Source organism: Bifidobacterium sp. 7101 (assembly GCF_000499285.1).
Classification (GTDB): Bacteria; Actinomycetota; Actinomycetes; order Actinomycetales; family Bifidobacteriaceae; genus Bombiscardovia; species Bombiscardovia apis_A.
Map to the genome: position 1 here is coordinate 152,577 of NZ_AWUN01000001.1, position 23,794 is coordinate 176,370.

A 23,794-nucleotide genomic window follows, 5' to 3' on the forward strand; every position below is an offset into this window, starting at 1 on the left:
ATGAATGTCCACTATGGGGAATTTAAGGACTAATTGTAGTTCAATATTCGACCCCCACCTATCGTTACAATGCAGACTATGAGGTTTTTCGTCGTCGCTGTTGTTGTCTCCTACAACCGCCCCAAACTCCTTCAGGAGTGCCTGGATGGCATAAGTGGCCAGTCCCGCAAGCCCGATCAAGTCCTTGTCGTAGACAATGCCAGCGAGGACGGACCGGTGGACGTGGTCCTGTCGCACCCCTTGAAGCCTGACTTGATTCGTTTGCATCACAATATGGGCGGTGCAGGAGGATTTGTGGCTGGTATGGCGGCGGCCCTGGCGAAGATTCCTCCTCAGCGTGAGGCCTACCTGTGGTTGATGGATGACGATGTGGTGCCGCAGCCTAATGCGCTGTCCGGTTTGCTTAATGCTGCCTCCGAGGCTTACGCCGATAACGGATCCTGGCCGGCCGTTTTGGGCTCTGAGGCTGTGTGGGTCGACGGCAGGGTGCATGGGATGAACAAGCCCCGTCGACGTCTGTCGATTAGAAGAGGCAGACCGCAGTTGCAGGCCAGCGCCCATGCCTACCAGGTCCGCTCTCTGTCCTTCGTCTCTTGCCTGGTGAACGTCAAGGCCATCCAAGCTGCAGGTACCCTGCCACGGGCTGCCTTCTTTCTTTGGAATGACGACTTCGAATTCACTTCCAGACTGCTGAAAACGGGTATCGGCTATTACGTTCCTGCCAGTCGGGTATGGCATAAGACCAAGGTCTTCGGCTCCAGCGATGCCGACCCGGGTTCTCGCTTCTTTTACGAGGTGCGTAACAAGATATGGATGTTCCGATTCAGCAGGGACAATTTCACAACGATTGAATTTCTGGCACTGCTCCTTGCTACTGGCAGACGGTGGCTCCTTACCTTCATCAGGGCGCACGATCGTCGTCTGATCTTGCATTGCTTGTCTCGAGGATTAAAAGCCGGCATGGCTACACGCCCTGGCAGCAACCATGATTTGTTTGCCCAGGAACCCGAGGTCCAGGCACTGATCGACCGTGCCGATCAGGGACGGCAGGCGGTGATTCGGTAGAGCTTCGCCCGGCCTTGGCTGTCGACCAGTTGAAGGGCTTGCGGAACGGGGTGGAGCCCATTGAAGATCTGATGCTGGGGATCGTTGGCAACGTATGGTCCTCCTAGATCCGCGTACCAGTCAATGTGATGCTCGGTCAGGATCTTGCATACCTGGGGGTCTGAGTCTATGTGTTCGAAGTTTGTGGCCACGTAGGCATGGTCATGGTCCCAATTCATGTTCAGATGGGCATAGAAGGGAGTGGCGCCACCGACAGCAAGCATGTATCCGCTGCCATTCCATGGATCGGCCAGGACTTGCTCGCTGGACGAAACATGGCGGCCCATTCTCTTCATCAGCAGGAATTCGTCAGTTGACAGCATCGGGGCATCGGCGTTGTTGGCTGCGAAGGCATATGTTGAGCCCAAAGTCTTCTCCATGGAGTCCAACTGAGGGTTCACGGCGCATATCAGCACGGCTACCGTGGCTGCCAACATCATAATTGGCATCGATATCATCTTCTCGGCCTGCGGTGTATACCTTTTCAAGGCTGCGATGCCATGCTCCAAGGCTACGTCCATGATGGGTATGGCTACTACAGGCCAAGCGGAGAACAGACGGCGTTGATCCTTGTACCACAGGGCTGTAAGGATCTTGGCCCAATCAGCATGGGTGCCAGCGCAGGCCACGAAGACCAGGCCCAGCAGCAGGAAGGAGGACACTAGGAGCATGTCCTTTCTGCTGTGGTGCAGACAGAGCATGATTAGGGCCAGGATCAGGGCCAGCGCCAGGGGCCAGTAGACCGGCAACCGACGGTTGCCTGAATCGATGGGTTGTCCCAGCAGGAAGCGAACTATGGCGGATGGCAGGTCTTCCGTGGGTTGTGCCGGTCCGCCGTTGAGGTGATCAGATATTTTCCTAGCAGGACCACGCAGGTACAGATTGTGGAAGATCTTTAGGCCTATAGCCAGCAGGATCAGGAATCCCGTGGTCAACACCCCAGCGGCTATGTGGAAACGATGCTTGTTGGTTTGGGCCAGCTGCCTTCCTGCCCTGATCAGCCAAGACAGGACCACCGGCAGCACAAGAAGAGCGCCGGTCATCATGACCCTGAAATGGCAGAAGGATACGGCGACGACGCTGAGGAGAATCCAGGCGAGGCCGGCTATGGATCTGCGGCCTTTCTGCCAGCCGTCTGTACACCAGGACCAGATAAGCGCGACGAAGACGGGCAGTATGACCTGACCGGCGAACATGGAATACAAGGTGCCCCAATCCAGCAAGAGGAAGGGGAATCCAGCGCAGCATGAGGCGAGTACCGGTGCGAGCAGATCGCTCCAGGCATGTCTGCCTAGCAGGGTTCTGATTAGAAAAAGCATGGAGATCGGCCATATAAGAGCTGCAAAGACCAGCCAGGTGCAGGTGACTGCGCTGACTGCCGTGGCAGGTCTGTAGGCCATCGCTCCCATGGCAGCGAACTCCTGAAATGCTATGGGGTAAATTTCCCTGATGGGTGGAAGAGCATGCAGAGATGAAGCCTGACCGGTGAGCACAATTCGTGCCACTACGTTGTAGTGGAAGACCGAGTCGTAATTTTGTGTGACCTGATCAGGCGAAGGCGCGGCGTGCATCAGTCTGATGCCGATGTTGCAAGCAGCCAGTGCTGTGCCGATGATTGCCGGAAGTGCCGGAAGGAAGTGCCTCAATCGAGGTTTGGTTTTTCCGACATTGGTAGTCAGTGCCCAGGATTCTCGGCCGACTCCATCTGAATTACGAAAATGATTGAAAAGTTGGCGTGCCAGAAGAATGATGGCAATGAGTATTATGGCTGAAAGCCCGTAGGAACGCCAGTTCCAGGATATGCCGAGCGGCTGGAAGAGTACGCCATCGATGCCGGCCAGCGCGATGGAGGCCACAGGGCCGAGTGCCGTCACGAAGACGGGTTTACGGTTGCCCAGTGCTGTCACCAGTAGGCAGCCAGGCAGATACAGGGCTGCGATGATGAAGAGCAGCAGTGGCCAGGATTGTTGCCAGGTCATCAGGGTTGATTGCATGAATCACTTCTTTCGGCTGTCATTCACCGACTTCCCATGGAACCGGTTGAGCAGGGTGGTCATGATGGCATACAAACAGCTGCGTACTTGGTCGGGCAGCAGACGGTAGCAGGCACGGATGAGGATGTTTCTGACATATTGTATGGGGCCGATGAATCGGTCATGCAGAAAATCGTTTTGCAGTCGCAGCTCGTCCCGAAACATGCGCATGCCGCCTCTGCGGTGATACATAGCCGTATTGGATCGATAGAGGACCAGGGGTTCTTTGATATTGCCGATATGCTCGCCGGCGACCAGCATGGTTTCCCAAAGACGGTAATCTTCAAAGCGCCCTGATTCTTCCGGATAACCGCCCACCTTGCATACGCTGGTCTTGCGAAAGGCCACACTGGGGTGATGCAGGGGGGAATGCAGAGTGGCATATGCCCGAAGTTCGGATCCTCCGCTTGGCAGATAGCGGATCCGACCGGGAGTGTGTTCGTCATCCGAAAACTCCTGGATGGCGCTGCCTAGGGCATCTAAACCCGAGGAGGCCAGTAGGGGGATGAGAACTCTGAATCTTGATGGCCGGGAGATGTCGTCGCTGTCCGCCCTGGCCACCAGCTCGTACTTGCAGGACTTCAACCCGAAATTCAGTGCGTGGGCAAGGCCTCTGTTGGTTGGCAGACGCACGATTGTAAACTCGGGCATTTCCTTGGCCCTATCGGCCTGAAGCAACTGTCTCTTCAACTCAGCCGGATACCGATCAACCAGTTGGCCCAGTTCTTTGCCCAATGGACCATCGCGCACAATGACGACCTGATCGGGCATGAGGGTTTGTTCGATGGTGTCGGATTCCAATGCGCGGACAACAAAGGAGGGTGTGTCTCCAGCATAAACCGCCATCAGGAGGGAAAACGGAGTGTGACTCTGATTCCTTGCGCTCATGGCAGTACAGCCGCCTTTCTTCGTGGATTACTGCGTCGATTCTACATGTGCCCAGCCAGAGCAGTTCTGACTGACCCGTCCTTCTCAGTAGATTCAGCCCCATGCCACGCATTTGGTCACGATTATCGGTTTGGACTTGGATGTAGCAAGACTTGCACTTCCAGCGACTCGAGGTTGTACCATCAGGCCGATTAAAGATTAAAGAAAGGTAGGACTGTTATGACTGTTGCTGATAAGACGGTGTTGATCACCGGAGCCTCGTCCGGCATAGGGGAGGCCACGGCGAGGCTGTTGGCACAGCGAGGGGCCAAGGTGGTGCTGGGCGCTCGCCGCAAGGATCGGCTGGATAAAATTGTCGACGACATCGTTCAGGCGGGTGGTCAGGCGGCCTCCATGGCTCTGGATGTGACCGAGCGCCAGGCCAATGAGGACTTCGTGGCTTTCGCTAAGAAGCAGTTCGGCGGGGTGGACGTGGTCTTCCTCAACGCCGGGCTCATGCCTAACTCGCCCCTGTCGGCCCTACATGTGGACGAGTGGGATCGGACCATTGACGTCAACCTCAAAGGTGCACTGTACGGCATTGCTGCGGCCCTGCCTGAGTTCATCGGGCAGCGTCACGGGCAGTTCATCGCTACCTCTTCGGTGGCTGGGCTCAAGGCCTACCCGGAAGGAGCGGTCTATGGGGCAACCAAGTGGGGTCTGCGTGATCTGATGGAGGTACTCAGGATGGAGTCCGCCCAGGAAGGGACTCATATCCGCACCTCTACCATTTACCCGGCGGCCATTCGAACCGAGTTGCTGGATACCATCACGGACAAGCAGACCCTGGCCGATATGAACAAGACCTACGACAGCTACCAGATTGATCCAGAACGGGTGGCCCAGGTGGTGGCCTTCGCTATCGATCAGCCTGAGGATACCAATGTATCGGAGTTTACTGTAGGCCCTACCATCCAGCCCTGGTAAATTCCTCTGTCGCTGCTCTTAGTCGCCGTTGGAGGAAAGAAGACGAATGCCTGCTTGGGCCATGGCCTTTCGAGCCTCAACGCCCTGATCCTCGCTGACCGGTACGGTCAGATCCTCGAAGACTGTGACCCGGTAGCCCAGTTTCGCGGCATCAAGGGCTGTCTCCTTGACGCAGTGGGATTCGGCGATGCCTACTACGTCCACTTGGTCGACGCCAGCTTGTGCCAGGGCATCGGCCAAGGTGACTCCAGATGATTTGGCTGCAGCGAATTCCTCCCTGCTCTGGATTTTATCGGTGTTGTCTTCGATGCCTTCGAATCCGGAGTAGGCGGCTGAATACTGGCCCTTTTTGAAGTGATGGGTGATGCCCAACTCCCGGATTTTGGAATGAAGCTCCGCCCCAGGTGATCCGGCCACGCCGTGCTTGGGCCAGGTGTCCACGAAATCCGGGTGGTCGGACCAATGAGACCCGGGTTCGATGTGCCAATCCTGGGTGGTGGCCATGTAGGCGTAGTCCTGGGCATGATTGTGGACATAGTCGGCGATTTTGCCGGCCGTGGCGTTGCCTCCCTCGACTCCGAGTTCACCTCCTTCGCAGAAGGTCGGTTGAACATCCACGACGATTAAAGCCTTGGACATGGTGATCACTCCCTTGGTCGATGCTGACGGTAGGTAGAGGAAATACCGGTTGAAGCTCCTTGATCATTTCCTCTTACGTATCAGTTTAATTCTCACAGAGCCGTCAGTTCTTCGGCTTCTGCTCATGTGGGCAACTATGTCTGAGAATTTGCATCGTGTGCACGAAATGACCAGCAAGGTAACAAAGGGGATTGAATGTGGCCGTTCGCGGTTGTAACCATGCGGATTTCCAGGGTGTTTGCTTGGTATCCTGAGTGCCAGGATTATGTGCAGTTATGACGGGTGCTTCTTTTGCGCCGTCTCTTCATTACGAAGACGGAGCCAAGCATCATCCCAAAGGAGAAGATGCGGATATGAGGATCAATGAGTTCGGACAGCCCATCGGTGATGCGGTCTCGTTCGCAGGGGCTATGATGCCGGAACCTGCCGAGTTGACAGGCAGGACGGTTCTGGTGGCGCCCTTGGATGCGAACCAAGGCGATGCCTTCTACGAGCGGATTTTTGGTCCGGATTGCGACGAGTCCATCATGACCTACAGCAGCCATGACCTCTATCTTGATAGGGCCTCGTTCGACTCAGGTTTTGCGTCCATGACGGCAAGCCGGGATCCTCTCTTCTTTGCTATTCTGCGTAAGCCGTCCGCATCTGATCTCGGTGTTGGCCAGCTTGCGGGCGGAGAGAATTCGGATTTGCGTGAGCCGGTGGACCTTGATCATTCGTCGGACCTGTTGGGTATGTATGCCTTGATGCGGATTCGGGCGGACATGGGAAGCGTCGAGATGGGGCACGTTATCTATACCCATGAGTTGCAAAGAAGCAGGCAGGCTACCGAGGCCCAGTATCTGATGGCTAGGCATGTCTTCGAGGACTTGGGCTATCGACGATACGAGTGGAAGTGCGACAGCCTCAACGCGCCCTCACGGGCGGCAGCGCTGAGGCTGGGATTCAAGGCTGAAGGCCGGTTCAGGAACGATATGGTCTACAAGGGCCGTACTCGGGATACGGATTGGTTTTCCATATTGGACAGTGAATGGCCGAGAGTAAAAGAGCGGTTGGAGACCTGGCTGGATGATGACAATTTCGATCAGCAGGGCAGGCAGAAGCGCCGTCTGCAAGATTGCTGAACGATTGTTGATCTGAATGTAGCCGCTTATGGTTGCGCCGCGGCATCCTTGATGAGACCGAAATAGGCATTCATGGCTCGGGCTGTAGGAGTGTCATTGCGGCGCATCAGCGCAGGCGGAGTTCCTTCAAACAGCACCTTTCCGCCTGCGCTTCCGGCTCCCGGGCCCATATCGATCACCCAGTCGGCCTGGCCGATGAAGCGCAGGTTATGTTCTATGGCGATAATAGTGAGTCCTTTGTTGGTGATGAGTTTGCGTAGGAGCACAATCTGCTCCAGGATATTGGATTCATGCAGGCCGCTGGTGGGCTCATCCAAAATCAGGGTCTCGCGAATCCCATCCTTGAGTAGCCTGGCCAGCTTGAGGCGTTGCAGCTCACCGCCGGAGAGCGTATCAAGAGCCTGCCCAATGGATAGGTAAGACAGACCCACATCCTCCAGGGCCTTCATAGCTGGCCCCAGCACTTCACGATATTGGTGCATGGCCTCGCTGGCAGTCAGTTTTAGCACCTGGGCGATGCTGAGACCACGGTATCTGACAGACAAGGCTTGCGTTGAATATCTGGTTCCATGGCAGCTTTCACAGATAGTGCTGGTGTCGCCCATGTAGGCAATATCCAGGGTGACGACCCCCTTGCCCTTGCAGACCGGACAGGCTCCGGCAGCGTTGAATGAGAAGAGCGAGGGGGACTCGCCTGTGGCCTCGGCAAAGGCCTTGCGCAGCGGGTCGAAGACACCCAAGTAGGTCAACAGGTTGGAGCGTCCGCTGGTCTTGATTGGTTTCTGATCCAGGAGTAAGGCCTCGTGTTGAGCCATGAAGCCTTCCTTAATAAGGGTGCTCTTACCTGAGCCGGCCACCCCGGTCACCGCAGTCAGCATTTGCCGGGGTACCTTGGCGTGGGCTTCTCTGACGTTGTGGGCCGTGACCTTGTCTATTGTATAGAAGCTATGCGAAGGCGCCGATGGTTCATTTACCATGCCTGGATCTGCCAGGGATCTGCCGGTTGCTGTGCCGCTTCTCAGCAGAGACTGATAGTTCCCTTCAAAGACGATCCGACCGCCTTCATTGCCTGCCCCTGGCCCCATGTCGACGATATGGTCCGCAATGGCGATGAGCTCGGGGTCATGATCCACGATCACTACCGTATTGCCCTTGTCTCGCAAGCCTTCAAAGATTTTCTTGATACCAGTCAGGTCATGGGGGTGCAAGCCAACGCTTGGCTCGTCGAAGATGTAGAGGACGTCATTCAAGGGGCTGTTCAGGCAGTTGGCAATTTTCAGACGCTGTCCCTCTCCTCCGGAAAGTGTGGAGGTGCCGCGTTCCAAACTCAAGTAGCCCAGACCAACCGTTATCAGGTTGGCCATCTTGCGCATTAGGTCCTGCAGAATAGTCTCAGCTTGATCGTCATGAATCTTCTCGAGCCATTCCTGGAGGTCTGCCACGCTCATGGCGGAGCAGTCAGCTATGTTCAGTCCGCCGATCCTGGCTGAGCGCACCTTGGCGTTGACTCTGGCCCCCTGGCAGTCGGGGCACTGGGTGATCCGCGTAACCTCCTCCAGCTCATGCTGGTACTTGTCGTTGCTCTGGTTGATGAAGGTCTTGGTGATCCTGGGCACCAATCCCTCATACATGGCTGTCTTGTGCCAGTTGGGGCCAGGGTGTGCCGGTTTTTGCCTCTTGCCGTAGAGCAGGAAGTCGAGGTCATCTCTGTCCCACTCCTGTAGGGGCAGGTCGTTGTCAAAATAGCCTGAATCCGTATACCTGGTCAGTCTCCAGCCGCCCGGCTGGAAGGTGGGAAAGTTGATGGCTCCCTGGTTCAGCGAGAGATTCATGTTGAGCAGGCGATCAAGCACCAGAGTGCGCACAGTTCCCAGTCCCTGGCAGGTCGGGCACATCCCCGCAGGATTGTTGAAGGAATATGTCATGGAGTACCCGATGAAGGGCTGGGCCATACGGGAGAACAGCAGGCGTAGGGCGGTGTAGATATCGGTGTAGGTACCCACGGTCGAGCGGGCATTTCCCGAGAGCTGCTTCTGGGTTACGACTATGGAGAAGGGCAGGTTATCGATGCGGGCGACTTCCGCGGGCTCATACTTGGGCAGGAGCTGCTGGATGTAGGAGCTATAGCTGCGGTTGATCATGCGCTGTGACTCGGCTGCTAGCGTGGAAAATACCAGAGATGACTTTCCTGAACCTGACATGCCGGTGACCACGGTGATGGCCCGTTTGGGTATGGCCAGCGAGACTTGCTTGAGATTGTGCGTGGAGGCCCTATCAATAAGGATGGATTCTGTCCTCATCAGGCGATCCGCTCCTGGCGCAGCTTGGCGATGAGCCTGTTGGCAAGAGCAGTGAACTCTTCCTGCTCGTCCTCGGACCAGACCTGTCTGGCATCCTCCTCAAGGGTCTTATGCTGTTGATCGATGATGTCGAGCATGTCCCGACCGTCCTGTGTCAGGCTGGTCTCCAGCTCTCGCCGGTCACGGGTATCGTGTGTCTGTTTGATGTATCCGAGATCGCGCAGCGTGCTCAGGTTCTTGGAGACCTTGGATCGGGTTATACCGAGTCGCTGACCAATCTGTGAGGGCATGAAGGCTCCGGTGCGTAGAACAGTCAGGATGTCGAATTGCTGCCAGGTGATGTTTCCTGGGTTGACTCTGTTGCGCTCTGCCACGAATTCGCACTGCAGATACATGAGAGCGTTATAAAGAGAAGAGGATTTATTTGATTTCATAATAGAAACTATATCATATTGGAAACTATAAATCTCCCGAGAGGCTTTGACGCGCTCTAGCTTCTGCCTTGTCTGGCTGCATTGAGATGATGAAGTTAGGCATGCTGGAGGATGTCATTGCTTCATATTTGGCCTTGTTTCGTTGAAATATGACAGGGCGCTTCATGGATCGCTTAAGTACTTGGCTGCTTAATCCTCCGCTCATACAGCGTGTTGTGATGCGGTGAAACAGGTCATTATGGATTTCAGGCTGGCAGAGCAACCTGTGGACATAATCAATGCCTTGGAAGAAAAAGGCGGGGAACGGTTTGCCCAATATTTCCGGGTAGCGCCAAGCGTGTAAGGGAGGGGATTGTCCCTGTGGCTATGCCGCATCGGTAAGGAAGATGTGTTTGTGATGATACTCGATAAATTCATGCGAGGGTCGGCTGATCGATGGCAACGTGATTCTCTGGTCTTCGAAGGCATAGAGCCATTGATCGTTGATCGGTGAGTGCCTTACCTTGTCGTGGTTGACCATGATGCGGTAATCGTCGTCGATGGAGATAAGCCCTTGGTCAAAGGCTTGGTCGTGGAATGCATTGAGCAACAGGCCGTTCGATGCGGCGGTTTTTTCGGTCGGGGTTGATGCTTTCCATGGTTTGATATGGCTGGCAATCAGCATCGAAGGTATCTGCATGCGGTGATGCAGCATGTGTACCGGTAGTTCAAGAGCAGTGAATTGCGGAAGTACGACTGGTTGATCCGCTGAATCGTGGTCGCTTCGCGCTCGCCGCCTTCGGGATTGGGCTTGTGAAGCAGGAGCTTTGTTGCGGTTTCGAGCGGGGAATATCGGTCGGAGGCCAACGGTGCTGGGTGGAAATGTTGTTTGTTCGCTTGCAGGAGTGCACGTTGGAGCAAATCGAGGCACTCCGCCATGAAGGCATCAGGATTTTCTGCGTACCATTGCCAGACTTGGGAATCCAGCTTGTGCCATGCTTCATGCCCGCTTTGCCTTGGGCCTTCCGATTGACGTCATGGGCTGCGATGTTCCAGCTTTTCAAGGCAACAGAGTCGGGAGTGCGATGCAGGAATGACGCCAGACGCTGTACGTCTAGTCCATTGTCGTCACACTCTCTGGGCTCAAGCACGATGTACAGGGCAAAGGCCATCATCGTTTCTTCACGCGACCAGTTGCGACGGCGTGATGCGACATTGACGTTCATTGCCATACTCCCAGGATAAGCGGCTATGAAGCTTCTGGGATGTGTATCTGACGTAATTTTGAAGTCTGCAAGGGTAAATGAGAATTACGAGCGAGGGAAGTGCTGGTTGACTGTTTGCAGACGTTCCAATTGCTGCTTTATTCTGGCTATATTGCTTTGTTTCTATGCGCACTGTGGAGGGAGAGGGACGGATGGCAAGGGAGTTGGAGCTTTCGCCACGGCACGGTGGTGATTTGGTCTCTGTTGAGTATTCGCTGGAGCTTGCTGATGACAAAGGAATAGAGGCTGGATTCCACGCTGATAAAACAACCGAAGATTTTGGTGATGGAATCTATGTGGAATCCATTGAAGAAGACCCTGCAAGTGGCCATGTGCAAGATGACGCGCAGCTTGATTACAAGATCGCTGCGGCTTGTGGAGTGGTCGCGGGTTTATGTGATTCGATTTTTGTTGGCAAGTTCTCTCTGGACAAGGCGAACGAGTGGGGTTCGGAGAAAGTCAATGAATTCGTGGTTTGGGTGGCAAAGCAGCATTCTGGTTTTAAAGGAGAGTCCCTGCGTGATGCCATTCAATTCCTAGAAAATCAATATCCTTTTGTTGGCGATAAGTACACGGCCGAATTCGGCGGCGGTTTGCAACATCATCTCAGAGATTTTTCTCACCACTTCTCCCTTGAAGGATTGGTGTTCTCGATACTCACTCAATTTACAGGAAAGGTATACGGCACCAATCAAAACGGAGATTTCATTGCAGTCCCGGTGGAAGAACGATGGTTTAAGGAAGGTTTGATCGGCGATACCGTCTGCGAAAAGCTGTTCCTAGGCACGGTGCGATGGTTCTTTCACATGGCGTCAGACGCGCCGGGGTCAAGTTCGAATCCCGGTCAGGGCACGGGGGTACCTGGGCCTTTTCTTTCTATTATTAAGGAATTGTCCGCCTTGCCCGTGTTTAAAAATGCCATGGATTCCGGCATGGGGTTACGGAAACTTCTTTCCAAGATGTTCAATGGGACCTTATTCGCTCAAGTTGATGATGAAGGTCGTAAAGTCCTTCGTAGGTTTAACCTGCGAACCGAAATCGGAATTGTGCATGTACTGGGGCGTCAGGCGCTTCCAGTGTTGCTGAATGAGTGCCTGACACGGGGCTGCTATTTTCTTCATCATCTTTATCTGGAGATGAAAAACAATGAAGTCGACTCTTTGGACGACCTGTCACAGCTGGATATGGATGTGGTCCTTCCATTCAATAATTCCAGAGTAGTCCGCATGGTATCCATTGCTTCGGCTACCTTTACTGCAGTGGATCTAGCGGATGCCGCTATTCGGGCCGCCTTGGTCGGGATTCTAGTAGGGGGATTCGATGGCAAGCTCTTCCTGCTGAAAATCAACTATGTAGGTGTGACTCGTCTGGTTTTCGCAATAGGTGTGGATGTCAAAACGGTATGGGAACGAAGAGCAAGCCACAGGCAGCGGCGGCAAAACGACGATTCGGCCGATCGGATGACAATGGAAATGCTCTCGTTGAAGCCGGAGCATCTATCTGTATTGTTCTCGATAGAGCGGTTGGCGCTTTGTGAGGATATAGATCGAAGTAGAGCAGTGGATCGGAGAGAAAAGGAAAAATGGTTTGACAGGTGGTCTGGAAACCTGCCTGATGACTATGATCTCCTTAATCGCGGGCAAGTGAAACGGAGAATTGAAGAACTTGTTGCGCGGGACGGGGACACATGGAAAGCCTTGGTTCTGATTGAACTTGCGCGGTTCGCTCCGTATGACCTATATCGTTTTGAAACGGAGTCAGAGAATCCTGAGGGAGGGCCGGACTCCTCGATCAAGAGAACTAAACGCCCAAAATTTGATTCAAAAATTCTCGAAGAATTATGGCGTGACGTAAGCGGCGATTCGGATAAATCTCCTGTGCAGCAGACCGCCAAGGCGCTGAATAAGAATGCCGGCGTATTGAATGGTAGCCGAACCAAAAAAATTGTCGGTGCTGCGGGGACTGCCGCGATTGCGGTTGCTACGGGAGGGGCAGCGTTTACATTAGCGCCGGTCATAGCGCCAGTCATAGCTCCGTTGTTTGCCGGATCGGCTGTTGCCGGCCTATCTGGTGCTGCTCTTACCAGTGCGAGCCTTGCAGCGGTTGGCGGTGGTGCATTGGCTGCTGGAGGCTTCGGTATGGCAGGCGGCACAGCCATAATCGCTGGTGGTGGTGCAGTCTTGGGTTTGGTCGGTGGTAGTGGGGTAACTGCTGTTGCTTCGCTTCTCACTGATTCCAAGGGAGCGTTTGCCCTCGACGAATGTTCGAAGCTCCTAACATTGTGCCAATCCGACTTCGCTCAAGCCGATATGAAGCCAGAGACGATTGAACGGATCCGACAAGGCTTGCTCGATCAGATTGAACGAACGGAAATTCAGCAGGAGGTTCTCTCTATGCGTTCTGAAGATAAGGACCTAGACAAGGCTGAGAAGAAGGATACCAAGAAAGAGCTCTCCGGTCTTAAGAAGAGCTTGGAATACATGCGTAACTGCGAAAAGGAATTGGCGAAGCTTATTAATCAGAAAAGTCGCTCAAAGGAGACTGCGAGAGTTACGAAAGGTGATGTTGGGTCGGCCTGATCAATGACGGCGCTGGGGTGGGAATCATGCCGAGATGTGCAAGCATCGGATTCCGCGGATTGCTGTCTTGGGAAACGAGGATGCGACGTCAATTTTTGCTAGCTTGACCATTGTCGATCACAGTGAGGTCGTGGAGGTGAGTAGCAAAAAGGGGTTTTGGAACCCCAAAACCCCCTGCTGGCGGAGGATACGAGATACCAACCTAAACAACCACTAAACACTGCTGCCTAACGGGATTACAGAGAATCAGGAAACCGGCAAACCACCTAATTCACCACCTAAGTCAAGGTATTGTGAGTACCCCAACGGCCTTGAAAGACACTACCATGATACCCCACAGGAAGGCTATGCATCCGAACGGGGGGCAGGGAAGCGCTCGCGAGCGCCACGGTTGTGAATCAGTTGGGTCACTTCTGTCTCGATTATTGGGATGCATTCGGAAACAATAAGAAACTATGTTCCTTCGTAACAATCTGTTCTGTGGATATTCGAAAATTACTGCATCGTGTCATTTGTGACGCAACTTCCGCTATCCAAATCACACAACTCCGGATATAGATAGCCTCGCTAGAATAGGGCATGATTACATATCTTAAACAGTTACGATGTTGCATCAGCAAGAAAAATGGTGACGCTTAAACCTTTGCAAAACCGGTCTCTTAGTTGAGGAACCAAAGCAAGTTTGTTCGCATGTTATGTGATTATGGATATATGGTGCAAACAATGTCAGAACCGGTTTCAGTCGCCAGGATGACCGCACACTATCAAGGCGACGCTCTGCGGAATCACGAGATTGATGTGAGGCAGTTGGGGCCTGCCTTGGTGGGGCTGTCACTGTCTTTCGAGAGGGCACAGGCGCTCGTGGATCCTGGTTATCGCATCAAACTCAATGCAAAAGCCACAAGCGAGGGGTCGGTCGTCATAGACCTTATCCTACGTATCACGAACGATGTTGTTCCCTTCCTTTCCAGCGACGAGGCCAGTGCAGCTGCGAACGCGATTGAGATAGGCGCGTTCGTCTTCGGTGGGATCAGACTGACATCCAACGCTATTCTCCATCATGGCAAGCCCAAGAAGGTGGAGGATACCAAAGGTGACGATTCGAAGATTGATGTCAAATACCCAGATGGCACCATCGAACGCACATACCCGGAATCCTTGGAGATGATAGGCGATCCAGGTTTCGTCAAAGGGGTGAAGGATGCCACCGCTCCGGCGCTGTGCGACGGCATAGACCGCATAGAGTTTCATCTATCGGATGTGTCTGAAACCGTCACTCAGGAGGATGCCGAGGCCATCGATAGCTACGATGTGTCCGATAGCGACACCACCGTCTCGGAGATGGAGATGGTGGTTCAGGCATTGCAGCCATCATTCCAGGAAGACGGGAAATGGCGCATCACCGATGGCATCAAGAAGCAGTACGTGTCTATCGACGATGCCGCTTTCAAAAAGCGTGTGCTCGATTCCATCGAGTCTCTCAGAGCCAACGACACCTATAAGGTCATCATGAAGGTGGAGAAGAAGTTCGACTCCAAGAACCAGCTGTCGACTAGGTATATCGCTATAGAGAAAGTCATCGACCACAAGCACATGGAGGAGCAAGGAGCACTCTTCTAAGATGACCTAACGTTTAGTTGTCAAAGGATCTTTGACAGCCGTGTCATGTTGGCTCCTGTGCGGCTTGGTGTAGCGTAGCCAATCAAGTATTGCGCGGTAATCCCGAGCGCTTGCGTGGTCACATCAAACTCGCTAACCATCCGGTAGGTGACACCATTGTATAAGGCCTCAGCTGTACAGCATCAGCAAGGCTGTATGTGGGTAAACCTGGCTGACGCACTTAGCGACGCCCTAGATTGAATCTAGGGGCTTTGGAGGCTGAGCCGTACCTCATGGCAAGCGCAGCTGAATACCTATTGTATGGGGGTAGTGGTTCGCCACCCCCATGTCCGAGGCTTAGTCGTGTGGGATGGGTCCGACTTATGCCACCCTAGTTGCGTGTATGACACACGTAGTTGCCACATGGCCGGAGTTACATGGCTGAGGTTCCGTCTATTCCAACTGTGGGTATCACATCCACGGCTGTCCAAGCCGGAACCAGCGGTTCCTTGGGTGGGGTCATATAAAATGCTATGGATGGTTGCGTCCGTGATGGACACAACTGATCTCTCTGTCACTGGTGTCAGTAACTGATGGTTCCCGAATGCCCATGTTGAGCTCAGTGGCGTACATGATTCAGGTGGGTTCACTAGTACTGAGCTCCATCCAACCGACCCTTTCAAGACACTAGCAGACAGAGGAATCTTCCGCGGTCTAAATCAGACTTATGTCCTAACTCTGGGTTGGGATCAGCGATAGAGCCACATTATCGAGTCTGTGATCCGGCTGGAAAATTTTGAACTCTCCGCACTTGCAAGCCAGCTCACCGGCGGTCTTGTCACCACCGGTAAGCCCCCCCCCCCTAGGTGCTTGCGAATGGTTAATCTTTACTGGAGTTACAATTTTTTAGCTATATCCTGGAGCGATTTTATAACCTTTTCTAAGTCGCTGCTGGGTCGAACCATACCTCGACCGTACTCAAAATCCAGAACAAAATTGTCCTTTGGACATTTTTGCCGATTGAGATCACTGTATTCTACAGTGCCCTCTAGGGCATAAGAATAATCTTTCAATTTATCTATATTAGCGTAGAAACCAAGCAGATAAGTCATGGTAGAGTTCGGGGGAATTGCCAAAATTGTTCTTTCCAACACATCTTTGCGAAAACCTCCAGTCATCACTTCGTCTGTTCCCACACCACCGTCTAATAATGAGATCAGTGTTTGTTTCATCGTTTCGTCGTATCCCTTAAGCCTTATTCGCACGTTGGTGGCAGAAGTACTCCCGACATTGCTGACATTCACGAATACCGTCCCTCCTTTCACAAAATGATTAACCTGGATATGAGCTCTGGTTTTATCCCAATGCTCATTGCGACGTTCCTGACGCTGCTTATTCCATTCACTCTGTTGCGAATACAGTTCATAGAATGCGATAAGTGCCGCTCCAACAGCCACGAGAAAAGTACCGAACCCCCACCATGCAGACCAGTCAATATCTCCGGCAAAGACATCTACCAATGTCTCGTTTAAGTTCCAGTCATGCTTGAACCATTGCCAAAGTATTGGCAACATAATAAAAATCGCAATAGCAATGACAAATTTTGGTTTATTTGGCGGCAGCTGGTACCACCAATTCTTCTCATTGTTTGATTTTGTTTCGTTCATGCTCCTACGCTAGCGCCTTGTAAAGCCTGTTGTGAGTCTAGCAACGGTGTTGCTGACACCTCTTTACTGTTCCTTAGCCTTGTGCCGGGCTAAAACAGGAAGAAAACGGAATGGGAAACTTGAGACGCACGAAAAGGAGTTTCGGCGGCGCGGGGACGGGTTGGTTAATTGCCTTACTCTCGCCCCCCCCCCCCCTACTCCGTATGGAATCCAACCGCTACCCACAGTTATTGTGACAACGCTATTTAAGGTCGTTATTCTGCTGTATCGATTGGCTTCTCTCCATTATCGTGACGAAGGTAAAATAAGATAGATGAGGTTGGTTGGCGAGCGCCTATGTCCTTGGTTGGATGGTCCTGGTGGCCTCATGGTGAAGGGTCTGAGCGTCTTGGATTACTCATGGCTCCATCTGGCTGGGTCCAAATAAAAAACGACTCTCACGGCGCATGCATGTCCGGTGGTGCTATCCGGCGGTCTTCGCCTAGGGCTGGCGGGAGTGCCCCCCCCCCCCGGAGCCCTTGGTCATCATGGGTCTGCTCACCGAGGAAGACCAGAAGGCACTCGCGAGCGTTGGAATCCTCTCGCAAGCCTGCATATGCGGATCTAGATAGGCATGCAGGAGTGGAACGGCTTTCCTCTGGATAGATGGTCGTCCCACTCTTGCCTCTTCTATCATGTCTTCAGGGTCAAGCGATCTTTTGGCATTCCTGTTTCATGGTCGTGTCCTGCTGTCTCCGGTCTCGCCTATACAGTTCCTCGTTGGCCTTGTTTATCCACAGCCCTGGCTTTTGATTCCTTATTGCTATGAGCTGCCGCTTGGTAAGTGTGGCCCAATCGACGCTACCCACGAACTGGGGGAGTGTAGTCAGCCAAGAGGTTATGTCAGGGTTAGGCTCTTCCTTGGATGAGCCGCGTTGGTCATTATCCTTCCGCTGGCCTTGCGCGTTTGGAGTCTTCGCCTCATTATGCGTGCCACCTTGCCACCTTGACTGTATAAAGGGCTGGGAGGCATTGGAATCGTTGGGCTGAGGGGAAGGTGGCACGAGCACTTCTGGTACGCCACCTTGCCACCTTGTGCCCCCACGGGAACCGTTGGAATCATTGGAAGGTGGCAAGGTGGCAAGGTGGCGCGAACCTGTAGTGAACCACCACCACTCACCGCCGAACCTTTTGGACTCGAACCGGTATCCCTTGCATCTTCTGCGAGCGTCCTTGAGTTGCTGTTTCGTGTATTCGCCGCTGCCTGCGGCAATGACTTCATTGGCAGGAAACCCACAACCTAGCATGTCGGGTGTGCTTCGTTTGTTCTGCTGGTAGTAGTCGATGATGAACTGCTGACAGTCGTTGGGCTCATCGTCGCCCAGGTCGATGGACGTGTTGACTACCTCGGTAACGCTACGGTCGGAGTGGGCCCAACCGGTCACATGGCCCACGCTCATGGGTTCTCCGTTGTCGTCCTTCATGTTCACGGATTCTAGGCGGAAGCTCCAGTTATGCTCGGAGGCGGGCAGGTTGCTGTAGTTGGCCTTGTCCTGGGAGACTGTCACTTCCCCAGTCTCAGGATCCTGAGCCATGGTCAGCAGGGAACGGCAAATGTCAATGTAGGCATGGGATCCGCTGACCATATGCCTGGCGTTCCTACCGCTGCCCTTACCAAAGTGCAACAACCCCACTATCGTCACGTCCAGCCTCCGGGCGAGTGCAGCCAAAGGGTTAAGTGCTTTGCGCACATCATCCCTCTTGTTTCCGTCGCCTCCCACCAGGTTGGACAGGGGGTCAACAATCAGGAAGGGGCTGCTATTTGTTTCCAGAGCTTCCTCCAACGCGTCGATATTGTCAGGTAGCAGGTAGTCACAAAGGACTTCTTCTCCCTGTTCGTTGTAGCGCTCGCCTATAGGCACTGCACGGCTCACGTCGGCTCCAGCGGCCAACAGGCGGGCTTTGAGCATTGAACGGCTGTCTTCCGGAGAATAGATGCATACGTTCATAGGCTGTCCTTGGTGGTCTCCAGGTAATGCCCCCTGAGTAGCTTTGGCCGCCCAGTCTAACACCAGGGTGCTTTTGCCTATGCCGCTCTCACCGGCGACGATGTTTAGTACACCTTCAACAAGTATCTGGTCATACAGGAACCTAGGCCGCGCAATCCTGTCATATGACAGATCCTTATACCTCTCGTTCACTCGTCCCTCACCTCCTTCTCTAGGAGATCTGCCGCTATACGAGGCCATGGGTCTCCTGCGAGTGTCGCCAGAGTCTTGAGTATTTGGGATGGTTTGCTCCCATGTTCCAGCACTTCCTTTTGGTGTATGCCGGCACAGGTGGCGAGGCGAGCATGCATGTAAGCGGCATCTCTGCGAGCGCGGGAAGGTACTAAGCCCGAGTTGAGTAAAGTACTGGTAGCTTGGTCTGTGGGAACACTCACGAGCAGTATTCTGCGGTACGCCTGGCTTAGGCTGGGCGTGAAAGCTAGACATCCGTCAGGACTCAGCAGGCTGGCTGCCTGCACCATGACGCTTGCTCCTTGGTCAGAAACGCGAGCGGTTACAGCCACTGGCATGGGGCGGATATTTGAAGCCAAAACCAGCAAGGCGAGGCATCTCGCCGCCCGGTCGGTATGGAGGCTGATGCTGCGCGAGTAGAAGCCGTACGCTGTTTCCAGCAGGTAGTCGCTCACAGTCTCAAGTACGTAACTGACCTGATTGGCTTCGTCATCTTCGACGGATATACTAGAGAAGTACGTTCCAGTAACCCCTGTGCCGTCGGCACTGGGGTCCACATTTACTCCTGTCATGTTCTGCTAGTCCTCGATATAGGCTTTGAGACTGGCATAGCTGACCAGGAAAATACGACCCGACTTGCGGGCCTTGACCTCCCCCTGATGAATGAGCCGGTACGTGCTTTTCGTGTCCTTGAAACCAAGCAGGCGCGTGGCCTCGGACACGGAGACGGATAATGGGGTCAGGTTGCCGCTGCCGTCCTGATGATGGTATGAGCGGTTCCGGGTGTCCTTCATGGACGGAATTGCTGATAGTGCTTCCTGTGGCATGTACACTTCCTAAAAACAGGGCGTTGCCTGAACCCCAAGCAGGGGCGCGGGCAGACTTCGATTAAATCTGCTGACACATAAAGCTGCGCGACGCTGACCTGTTTGTTAAGCGCTGGTGACGCTTTGCCCTGTTTTTAAGTGCGTTGCCACTGACCCGAATATTACGTGGAGAGTAATTCCACGGGCCTTGGATGAAGGGGAAGGCACCCCCACTTAGCTCCGATTACTCGAAACCAGTAATTCACACCTTAACACGGAGTATGGAGGGCTTCAACGTCATACAATATCGAATTCGGTCAGTGAACATGGCGCATATCCTTTGAAGGCTTTAGCAATCAATTGGAATTGTCTGAAGTTACCCTCACCACTAAAACAACTCTCCTCGCCACAAGCCCTAATCACAACATCTCGCCCCCGGTAATATATGCCTTCAGGATGATTCAATGGCCTATGTAGACGTGTAAGAATCCGCGTCTGCTTTTTTACGCAAAAGACACCCCATGCCACAGGAACCAAGTCGCCCAAATCCGTTAATTCATCAGCATATTGCGGCAATGTTATTGCATCACTGGCCGCATACTTCAGAAGAGCCGTGGCCATCTGATCCACATGGGCGTCTGGCTCGGATTTCAACTCCTCAGGGAAGAGACGCAAAACACCTTCCTCATACGAATACTCCATCATGGACTTAAAAGCTTTTCTGGCATCCTCTTTTGAATAATCCTCCTGAAACATTGCCGGAACCGCTTTCCGCAATGTATTCAACGTTCGTGTGTCCAATCGCATAATCATATTCCTTTCAATAGTTCCTGCATGGTCTCCGCCTGCACCTGTTTGGAGAAGCAGGCCAGGACCTCGTTCCGTCGTACCGAGGGCAACCCTTTCAACACCTGGGCCCGAACCTCCAAATCCATGGACTCCAAGGCGCTCGCGAGCGCCTCCAGCTCCTGCACATCCTGGCGGCCGGATTCAGTGTCATGTTGAGGGCTTTCCTTGTGCTCCGCCGCCTCGCCTTCGGCCTCTATGCCTGCGAGGATCTTCCCGCGCTCGCTTTCGGTGACGTGCTGGTAGTGCATGGCCGTGCTGACCTGGGTGTGACCACCCTGGGCCATGACGGCCTTGATGCTGTTGGTGTGCTTGGCGACCTCGGTCAGGGCCCGGTGTCGCAGGTCATAGAGCCTCAGCCTCCTCTGCTCCAGGCGGGGCACGGCCTTGCGGGCACGATACCAGGCGTTGCGCACCGACTGGTCAAACACCAGGCCCCTGGTGCGCTCGCCGGTGAACAGCCAGGCGTTGGGCCGATCCTCCACATACGTGTCCAGGTGGTGACGGATATGGGGGATGAGGAATGGTGGCAGTTCTAGGTCGCGCACGCTGCCCTTGGTCTTGGTGCTGCCCACCTCCATGACCTTGTGGCCGTTCTTCATGATGCCCTTGGCGCTCTTGGTGACATGCACCACGCCGCCGGAGCCGTCCTCCGCCAGTTCGATGTCCCTGCGTTGCAGCGCGTACGCCTCCCCGGGTCTGAGGCTGAGGACTCCCACCAAGTAGAGGACCAGTGAGAACCGTCCTGGCATGGCCTCGGCCAGGGTGTTCAATTCGTCCATGGACACGTCACCGTAGGCACGGTTCGAGTCGGGCCGGTCCACTTTCAGGAGCACCGGATTGTTCTGGAGAAGGGTGGTACCGTCCTCGTCCAGCGGCTTGGAGCAGGCCTCCTTGAAGATGGCGCTGAGCAGCTCCCACACATGCCGTTTGATGCTGGCACCCTCGCCGGCCTTGCCGACCTTCATGGAGTCGGCCCAACGCTGTATGTCCTTCGGGCCTATCGCGGCCATGGTCATGTCCCCCAGGATGGGCAGCAGGTCGTCCCTGAGGTACTGCTCGTACTTCTGGCGGGTGGTGGGTGCTATCGGCTCCCCGTTGGCCTTGCGATGCTCCTGGAGGTATGCGGCCGAGTATTGGGCGAAAGTGACGGCCTCGGCCTTGCGGGAGTCCTCCTCGATCCTTGGCGGCTGCCAGGTGTCCATGCGTATGGCCGTCTCGGCCTCGTTGAGCCATCGCTCCGCCTCGGTCTCGAATCCCACCGGGAAGCGTCTGGTGATCCGCTTGGGCAGGCCCGGCCACTTGGAGTAGGCACTGACGGGCGGCTGGTAGCGGGCCTCGAGATATTTGCGCCCGGATTTGGCATCGGTCTTCACTGGCATGGAGCCGAACCTCCTGCGCCTCGCCCTCTTCGCCATGGACCACCGCCTCCGAACATCCCTGTCTGGCATGTCCTGCCAGGCACTTAGGTGGTGAGTTTGCCATCATCGAAACCGCACCACCTATCTCACCACCTAACTTAGCGCATTCAACGGCTCCCAAAGGAATCAAACGGTGCAGTTGGAAACAGGGAAAAAGGCACGGAAACGGCGGAATACCGCCGGTATCGGCATGAAAAAAGGGTTTTGAACGGTTGTTCAAAACCCTTGCTGGCGGAGGATACGAGATTCGAACTCGTGAGGGCGTGAACCCAACACGCTTTCCAAGCGTGCGCCATAGACCACTAGGCGAATCCTCCAAGGCTGCAATGAACGGGGCCTTAGCCTACGTGACCCTTATCAAGGCAACTAGGAAATAGTAACACAGGGCGGGGATTGCAGGCCAGTCCAGACGTGTCGCCGGCAGTTCCCGCCCAGTTTCTGTGTTACTTGATCTGATCCATGGAAAGGCCAAGGGCCTCGGCTACACGCTGGCCGTAGTCGGGGTCGGCCTGGTAGAACTGCTTGGTCTCAAGAACCTGGATTTCCTGGTCGTCAACGGATCCCAGGTTGTTCTTGATGGTCTGGATCAAACGGTCCTTCTCCTCCGGGCTCATCAGCCTGTAGAGACGGCCGGCTGCGGAGTAGTAGTCCTTGTCATAGGGACGGGAGTACTCGGTCTGCCCTTGGACGGTATCGCCGTGCATACGGGCATCGTTGTCCTCCACGGGACCACCCTTGCTGTTGGGCTCGTAGTTGACTGATCCGTCCTGGCCCTGGGACATGAACCCATCCCGCTCGTAGTTGTGGACCTCATTGACCGGGCGGTTGATGGGCAGCTGTTCGTAGTTGGCACCCAGACGGTAACGCTCGGCGTCCTTGTATCCGAACAGGCGGCCCTGCAGCAGCTTGTCGGGCGAGGGTTCGATGCCGGGGACGAAGTTGGCGGGTGAGAAGGCTGCTTCCTCTACATCATCGAAATAGTTGGTCGGGTTGGTGTCCAACACGAACTCGCCTATCTCAATGCGCGGATAGTCCTTCTTGGAAACCACCTTGGTCACGTCGAAGATATCGTCCTTATAATCCAGGCCCTCCTGGTAGGGCAGGATCTGCACGCAGACCTTCCACTTGGGGTAGTCGCCCCGGTCGATGGCATCGTAGAGATCATGCAGGAGGAAGTCCGTGTCCTCGGAGGCGACCTTGGCGGCGGTCTCGTCGGTCATGTTCTTCACGCCCTGTTCGCTCAGGAAGTGGTACTTGACCCAGAACTGCTCGCCCTTGGCGTTGACCCACTTGAAGGTGTGACTTCCGTAGCCGTTCATGTTCCGGTAGCTGGCAGGGTTGCCCCTGTCGCCCATCAGATAAGTCACCTGGTGAACAGACTCGGGAGAGTGCGACCAGAAGTCCCACTGCATCTCCTGGCTGCGCAGATGGGTGGCCGGGTCGCGCTTCTGCGAGTGGATGAAGTCAGGGAACTTCAGGGGGTCGTTGACGAAGAATATGGGGGTATTGTTGCCCACCACGTCATAGTTGCCCTCCTGGGTGTAGAAGCGCAGGGCGAAGCCGCGCACGTCGCGCAGGGTGTCGGGATAGCCGGATTCGCCGGCCACCTGGGAGAAGCGCAGCAGGATGGGCGTGGTCTTGCCGGCTCCGTTGAATACGTCGGCCTTGGTGTAGGCGCTCATATCCTTGGTCAAGGTGAAGGTACCCTTGGCTCCGGCCCCCTTGGCGTGGACTACGCGCTCTGGGATGCGCTCGCGGTTGAAGTGGGCCAGCTTTTCGAGGAGCTGGTAGTCCTGCATGAGGATGGGTCCGCGGGTTCCCGCCGTCTGGCTATGGTTGTTGTCTGCCCAAGGCTGCCCTTCGTTGGTGGTGAGTTTGTCGTTCATGTCTGCTCGATTCCTCTCACATCTTTGATTTTTGCGATC

18 protein-coding genes and 1 tRNA gene are annotated in these 23,794 nt (G+C 54.5%); 5 read left to right on the plus strand and 14 right to left on the minus strand.

Going from position 1 to position 23,794, the window contains the following annotated elements:
- Positions 1 to 78 precede the first annotated feature (78 nt).
- On the plus strand, positions 79 to 1,065 hold the full coding sequence (locus tag P272_RS0100555; RefSeq protein ID WP_044097615.1) for a glycosyltransferase: 987 nt from the start codon (positions 79 to 81) through the stop codon (positions 1,063 to 1,065).
- On the opposite strand, the gene P272_RS0100560 is transcribed toward P272_RS0100555, so the two are convergent.
- A complete protein-coding gene (locus P272_RS0100560) occupies positions 1,038 to 3,098 on the minus strand; it encodes a DUF6541 family protein (protein ID WP_029677628.1) in 2,061 nt (686 codons plus the stop codon). The two genes, P272_RS0100555 and P272_RS0100560, sit on opposite strands and share 28 nt — an antisense overlap.
- 3 nt (positions 3,099 to 3,101) lie before the next feature.
- Positions 3,102 to 4,025 carry a glycosyltransferase gene (locus tag P272_RS0100565; RefSeq protein ID WP_029677629.1) on the minus strand — a complete coding sequence of 308 codons (924 nt, stop codon included), beginning with the start codon at positions 4,023 to 4,025 and terminating at the stop codon, positions 3,102 to 3,104.
- A gap of 219 nt (positions 4,026 to 4,244) precedes the next feature.
- Between P272_RS0100565 and P272_RS0100570 the strand changes: the two genes are divergently transcribed.
- Positions 4,245 to 4,991, plus strand: a complete 747-nt coding sequence (locus P272_RS0100570; RefSeq protein WP_029677630.1) for an SDR family oxidoreductase — start codon at positions 4,245 to 4,247, stop codon at positions 4,989 to 4,991.
- A gap of 18 nt (positions 4,992 to 5,009) precedes the next feature.
- Here the strand turns inward: P272_RS0100570 and P272_RS0100575 are convergent, their stop codons facing one another.
- Positions 5,010 to 5,630 (minus strand): isochorismatase family protein, encoded by a 621-nt coding sequence (locus tag P272_RS0100575; protein ID WP_029677631.1) that lies wholly within the window; start codon positions 5,628 to 5,630, stop codon positions 5,010 to 5,012.
- A gap of 353 nt (positions 5,631 to 5,983) precedes the next feature.
- On the opposite strand from P272_RS0100575, the gene P272_RS0100580 reads away from it, so the two are divergent.
- Positions 5,984 to 6,754, plus strand: coding sequence for a GNAT family N-acetyltransferase (locus P272_RS0100580; protein WP_029677632.1), 771 nt, complete (start codon positions 5,984 to 5,986; stop codon positions 6,752 to 6,754).
- Between the two features lie 26 nt (positions 6,755 to 6,780).
- On the opposite strand, the gene P272_RS0100585 is transcribed toward P272_RS0100580, so the two are convergent.
- The 4 genes from P272_RS0100585 to P272_RS09200 form a co-directional block, all read right to left on the minus strand.
- On the minus strand, positions 6,781 to 9,054 hold the full coding sequence (locus P272_RS0100585) for an ATP-binding cassette domain-containing protein (protein ID WP_029677633.1): 2,274 nt from the start codon (positions 9,052 to 9,054) through the stop codon (positions 6,781 to 6,783).
- A complete protein-coding gene (locus P272_RS0100590) occupies positions 9,054 to 9,449 on the minus strand; it encodes a MarR family winged helix-turn-helix transcriptional regulator (protein ID WP_029677634.1) in 396 nt (131 codons plus the stop codon). Before P272_RS0100590 ends, P272_RS0100585 begins: the two co-directional genes overlap by 1 nt.
- Before the next feature lie 403 nt (positions 9,450 to 9,852).
- On the minus strand, positions 9,853 to 10,167 hold the full coding sequence (locus P272_RS0100595) for an HNH endonuclease (RefSeq protein ID WP_029677635.1): 315 nt from the start codon (positions 10,165 to 10,167) through the stop codon (positions 9,853 to 9,855).
- Between the two features lie 28 nt (positions 10,168 to 10,195).
- Positions 10,196 to 10,699 carry a hypothetical protein gene (locus tag P272_RS09200; RefSeq protein WP_172636676.1) on the minus strand — a complete coding sequence of 168 codons (504 nt, stop codon included), beginning with the start codon at positions 10,697 to 10,699 and terminating at the stop codon, positions 10,196 to 10,198.
- 185 nt (positions 10,700 to 10,884) lie between these two features.
- On the opposite strand from P272_RS09200, the gene P272_RS0100600 reads away from it, so the two are divergent.
- Together P272_RS0100600 and P272_RS0100605 are read left to right on the plus strand one after the other, a co-directional pair.
- A complete protein-coding gene (locus P272_RS0100600) occupies positions 10,885 to 13,311 on the plus strand; it encodes a hypothetical protein (protein WP_044097617.1) in 2,427 nt (808 codons plus the stop codon).
- Positions 13,312 to 14,034: 723 nt separating this feature from the next.
- Entirely contained in the window at positions 14,035 to 14,931 is an 897-nt protein-coding gene (locus P272_RS0100605; RefSeq protein WP_029677637.1) for a hypothetical protein, read from the plus strand.
- A gap of 875 nt (positions 14,932 to 15,806) precedes the next feature.
- On the opposite strand, the gene P272_RS0100610 is transcribed toward P272_RS0100605, so the two are convergent.
- The 7 genes from P272_RS0100610 to P272_RS0100645 all read right to left on the minus strand — a co-directional run bounded on the left by P272_RS0100610 (position 15,807) and on the right by P272_RS0100645 (position 23,755).
- The gene (locus P272_RS0100610) at positions 15,807 to 16,577 is read right to left on the minus strand and encodes a hypothetical protein (RefSeq protein WP_029677638.1); all 771 of its coding nucleotides are present in this window, start codon (positions 16,575 to 16,577) and stop codon (positions 15,807 to 15,809) included.
- A 686-nt stretch (positions 16,578 to 17,263) separates the two neighbouring features.
- Entirely contained in the window at positions 17,264 to 18,805 is a 1,542-nt protein-coding gene (locus P272_RS0100615) for an AAA family ATPase (protein WP_172636677.1), read from the minus strand.
- 569 nt (positions 18,806 to 19,374) lie between these two features.
- Positions 19,375 to 19,590: an excisionase family DNA-binding protein gene (locus tag P272_RS0100625; protein ID WP_029677641.1), complete on the minus strand. Its 216-nt coding sequence runs from the start codon at positions 19,588 to 19,590 to the stop codon at positions 19,375 to 19,377.
- A gap of 309 nt (positions 19,591 to 19,899) precedes the next feature.
- Positions 19,900 to 20,409 (minus strand): hypothetical protein, encoded by a 510-nt coding sequence (locus P272_RS0100630; protein WP_044097618.1) that lies wholly within the window; start codon positions 20,407 to 20,409, stop codon positions 19,900 to 19,902.
- Between the two features lie 2 nt (positions 20,410 to 20,411).
- A complete protein-coding gene (locus P272_RS0100635; RefSeq protein ID WP_172636678.1) occupies positions 20,412 to 21,866 on the minus strand; it encodes a tyrosine-type recombinase/integrase in 1,455 nt (484 codons plus the stop codon).
- A gap of 232 nt (positions 21,867 to 22,098) precedes the next feature.
- Positions 22,099 to 22,186 (minus strand) — tRNA-Ser (locus tag P272_RS0100640).
- Positions 22,187 to 22,312: 126 nt separating this feature from the next.
- Positions 22,313 to 23,755, minus strand: a complete 1,443-nt coding sequence (locus P272_RS0100645; protein ID WP_029677644.1) for a catalase — start codon at positions 23,753 to 23,755, stop codon at positions 22,313 to 22,315.
- Positions 23,756 to 23,794 lie beyond the last annotated feature (39 nt).

Coding starts and splice junctions, on each gene's coding strand:
- P272_RS0100555 (WP_044097615.1), top strand. CDS start 79: ATGAGGTTTTTCGTCGTCGCTGTTGTTGTCTCCTACAACCGCCCCAAA.
- P272_RS0100560 (WP_029677628.1), bottom strand. CDS start 3,098: ATGCAATCAACCCTGATGACCTGGCAACAATCCTGGCCACTGCTGCTC.
- P272_RS0100565 (WP_029677629.1), bottom strand. CDS start 4,025: ATGAGCGCAAGGAATCAGAGTCACACTCCGTTTTCCCTCCTGATGGCG.
- P272_RS0100570 (WP_029677630.1), top strand. CDS start 4,245: ATGACTGTTGCTGATAAGACGGTGTTGATCACCGGAGCCTCGTCCGGC.
- P272_RS0100575 (WP_029677631.1), bottom strand. CDS start 5,630: ATGTCCAAGGCTTTAATCGTCGTGGATGTTCAACCGACCTTCTGCGAA.
- P272_RS0100580 (WP_029677632.1), top strand. CDS start 5,984: ATGAGGATCAATGAGTTCGGACAGCCCATCGGTGATGCGGTCTCGTTC.
- P272_RS0100585 (WP_029677633.1), bottom strand. CDS start 9,054: ATGAGGACAGAATCCATCCTTATTGATAGGGCCTCCACGCACAATCTC.
- P272_RS0100590 (WP_029677634.1), bottom strand. CDS start 9,449: ATGTATCTGCAGTGCGAATTCGTGGCAGAGCGCAACAGAGTCAACCCA.
- P272_RS0100595 (WP_029677635.1), bottom strand. CDS start 10,167: ATGCAGATACCTTCGATGCTGATTGCCAGCCATATCAAACCATGGAAA.
- P272_RS09200 (WP_172636676.1), bottom strand. CDS start 10,699: ATGGCAATGAACGTCAATGTCGCATCACGCCGTCGCAACTGGTCGCGT.
- P272_RS0100600 (WP_044097617.1), top strand. CDS start 10,885: ATGGCAAGGGAGTTGGAGCTTTCGCCACGGCACGGTGGTGATTTGGTC.
- P272_RS0100605 (WP_029677637.1), top strand. CDS start 14,035: ATGTCAGAACCGGTTTCAGTCGCCAGGATGACCGCACACTATCAAGGC.
- P272_RS0100610 (WP_029677638.1), bottom strand. CDS start 16,577: ATGAACGAAACAAAATCAAACAATGAGAAGAATTGGTGGTACCAGCTG.
- P272_RS0100615 (WP_172636677.1), bottom strand. CDS start 18,805: ATGGCCTCGTATAGCGGCAGATCTCCTAGAGAAGGAGGTGAGGGACGA.
- P272_RS0100625 (WP_029677641.1), bottom strand. CDS start 19,590: ATGAAGGACACCCGGAACCGCTCATACCATCATCAGGACGGCAGCGGC.
- P272_RS0100630 (WP_044097618.1), bottom strand. CDS start 20,409: ATGCGATTGGACACACGAACGTTGAATACATTGCGGAAAGCGGTTCCG.
- P272_RS0100635 (WP_172636678.1), bottom strand. CDS start 21,866: ATGGCGAAGAGGGCGAGGCGCAGGAGGTTCGGCTCCATGCCAGTGAAG.
- P272_RS0100645 (WP_029677644.1), bottom strand. CDS start 23,755: ATGAACGACAAACTCACCACCAACGAAGGGCAGCCTTGGGCAGACAAC.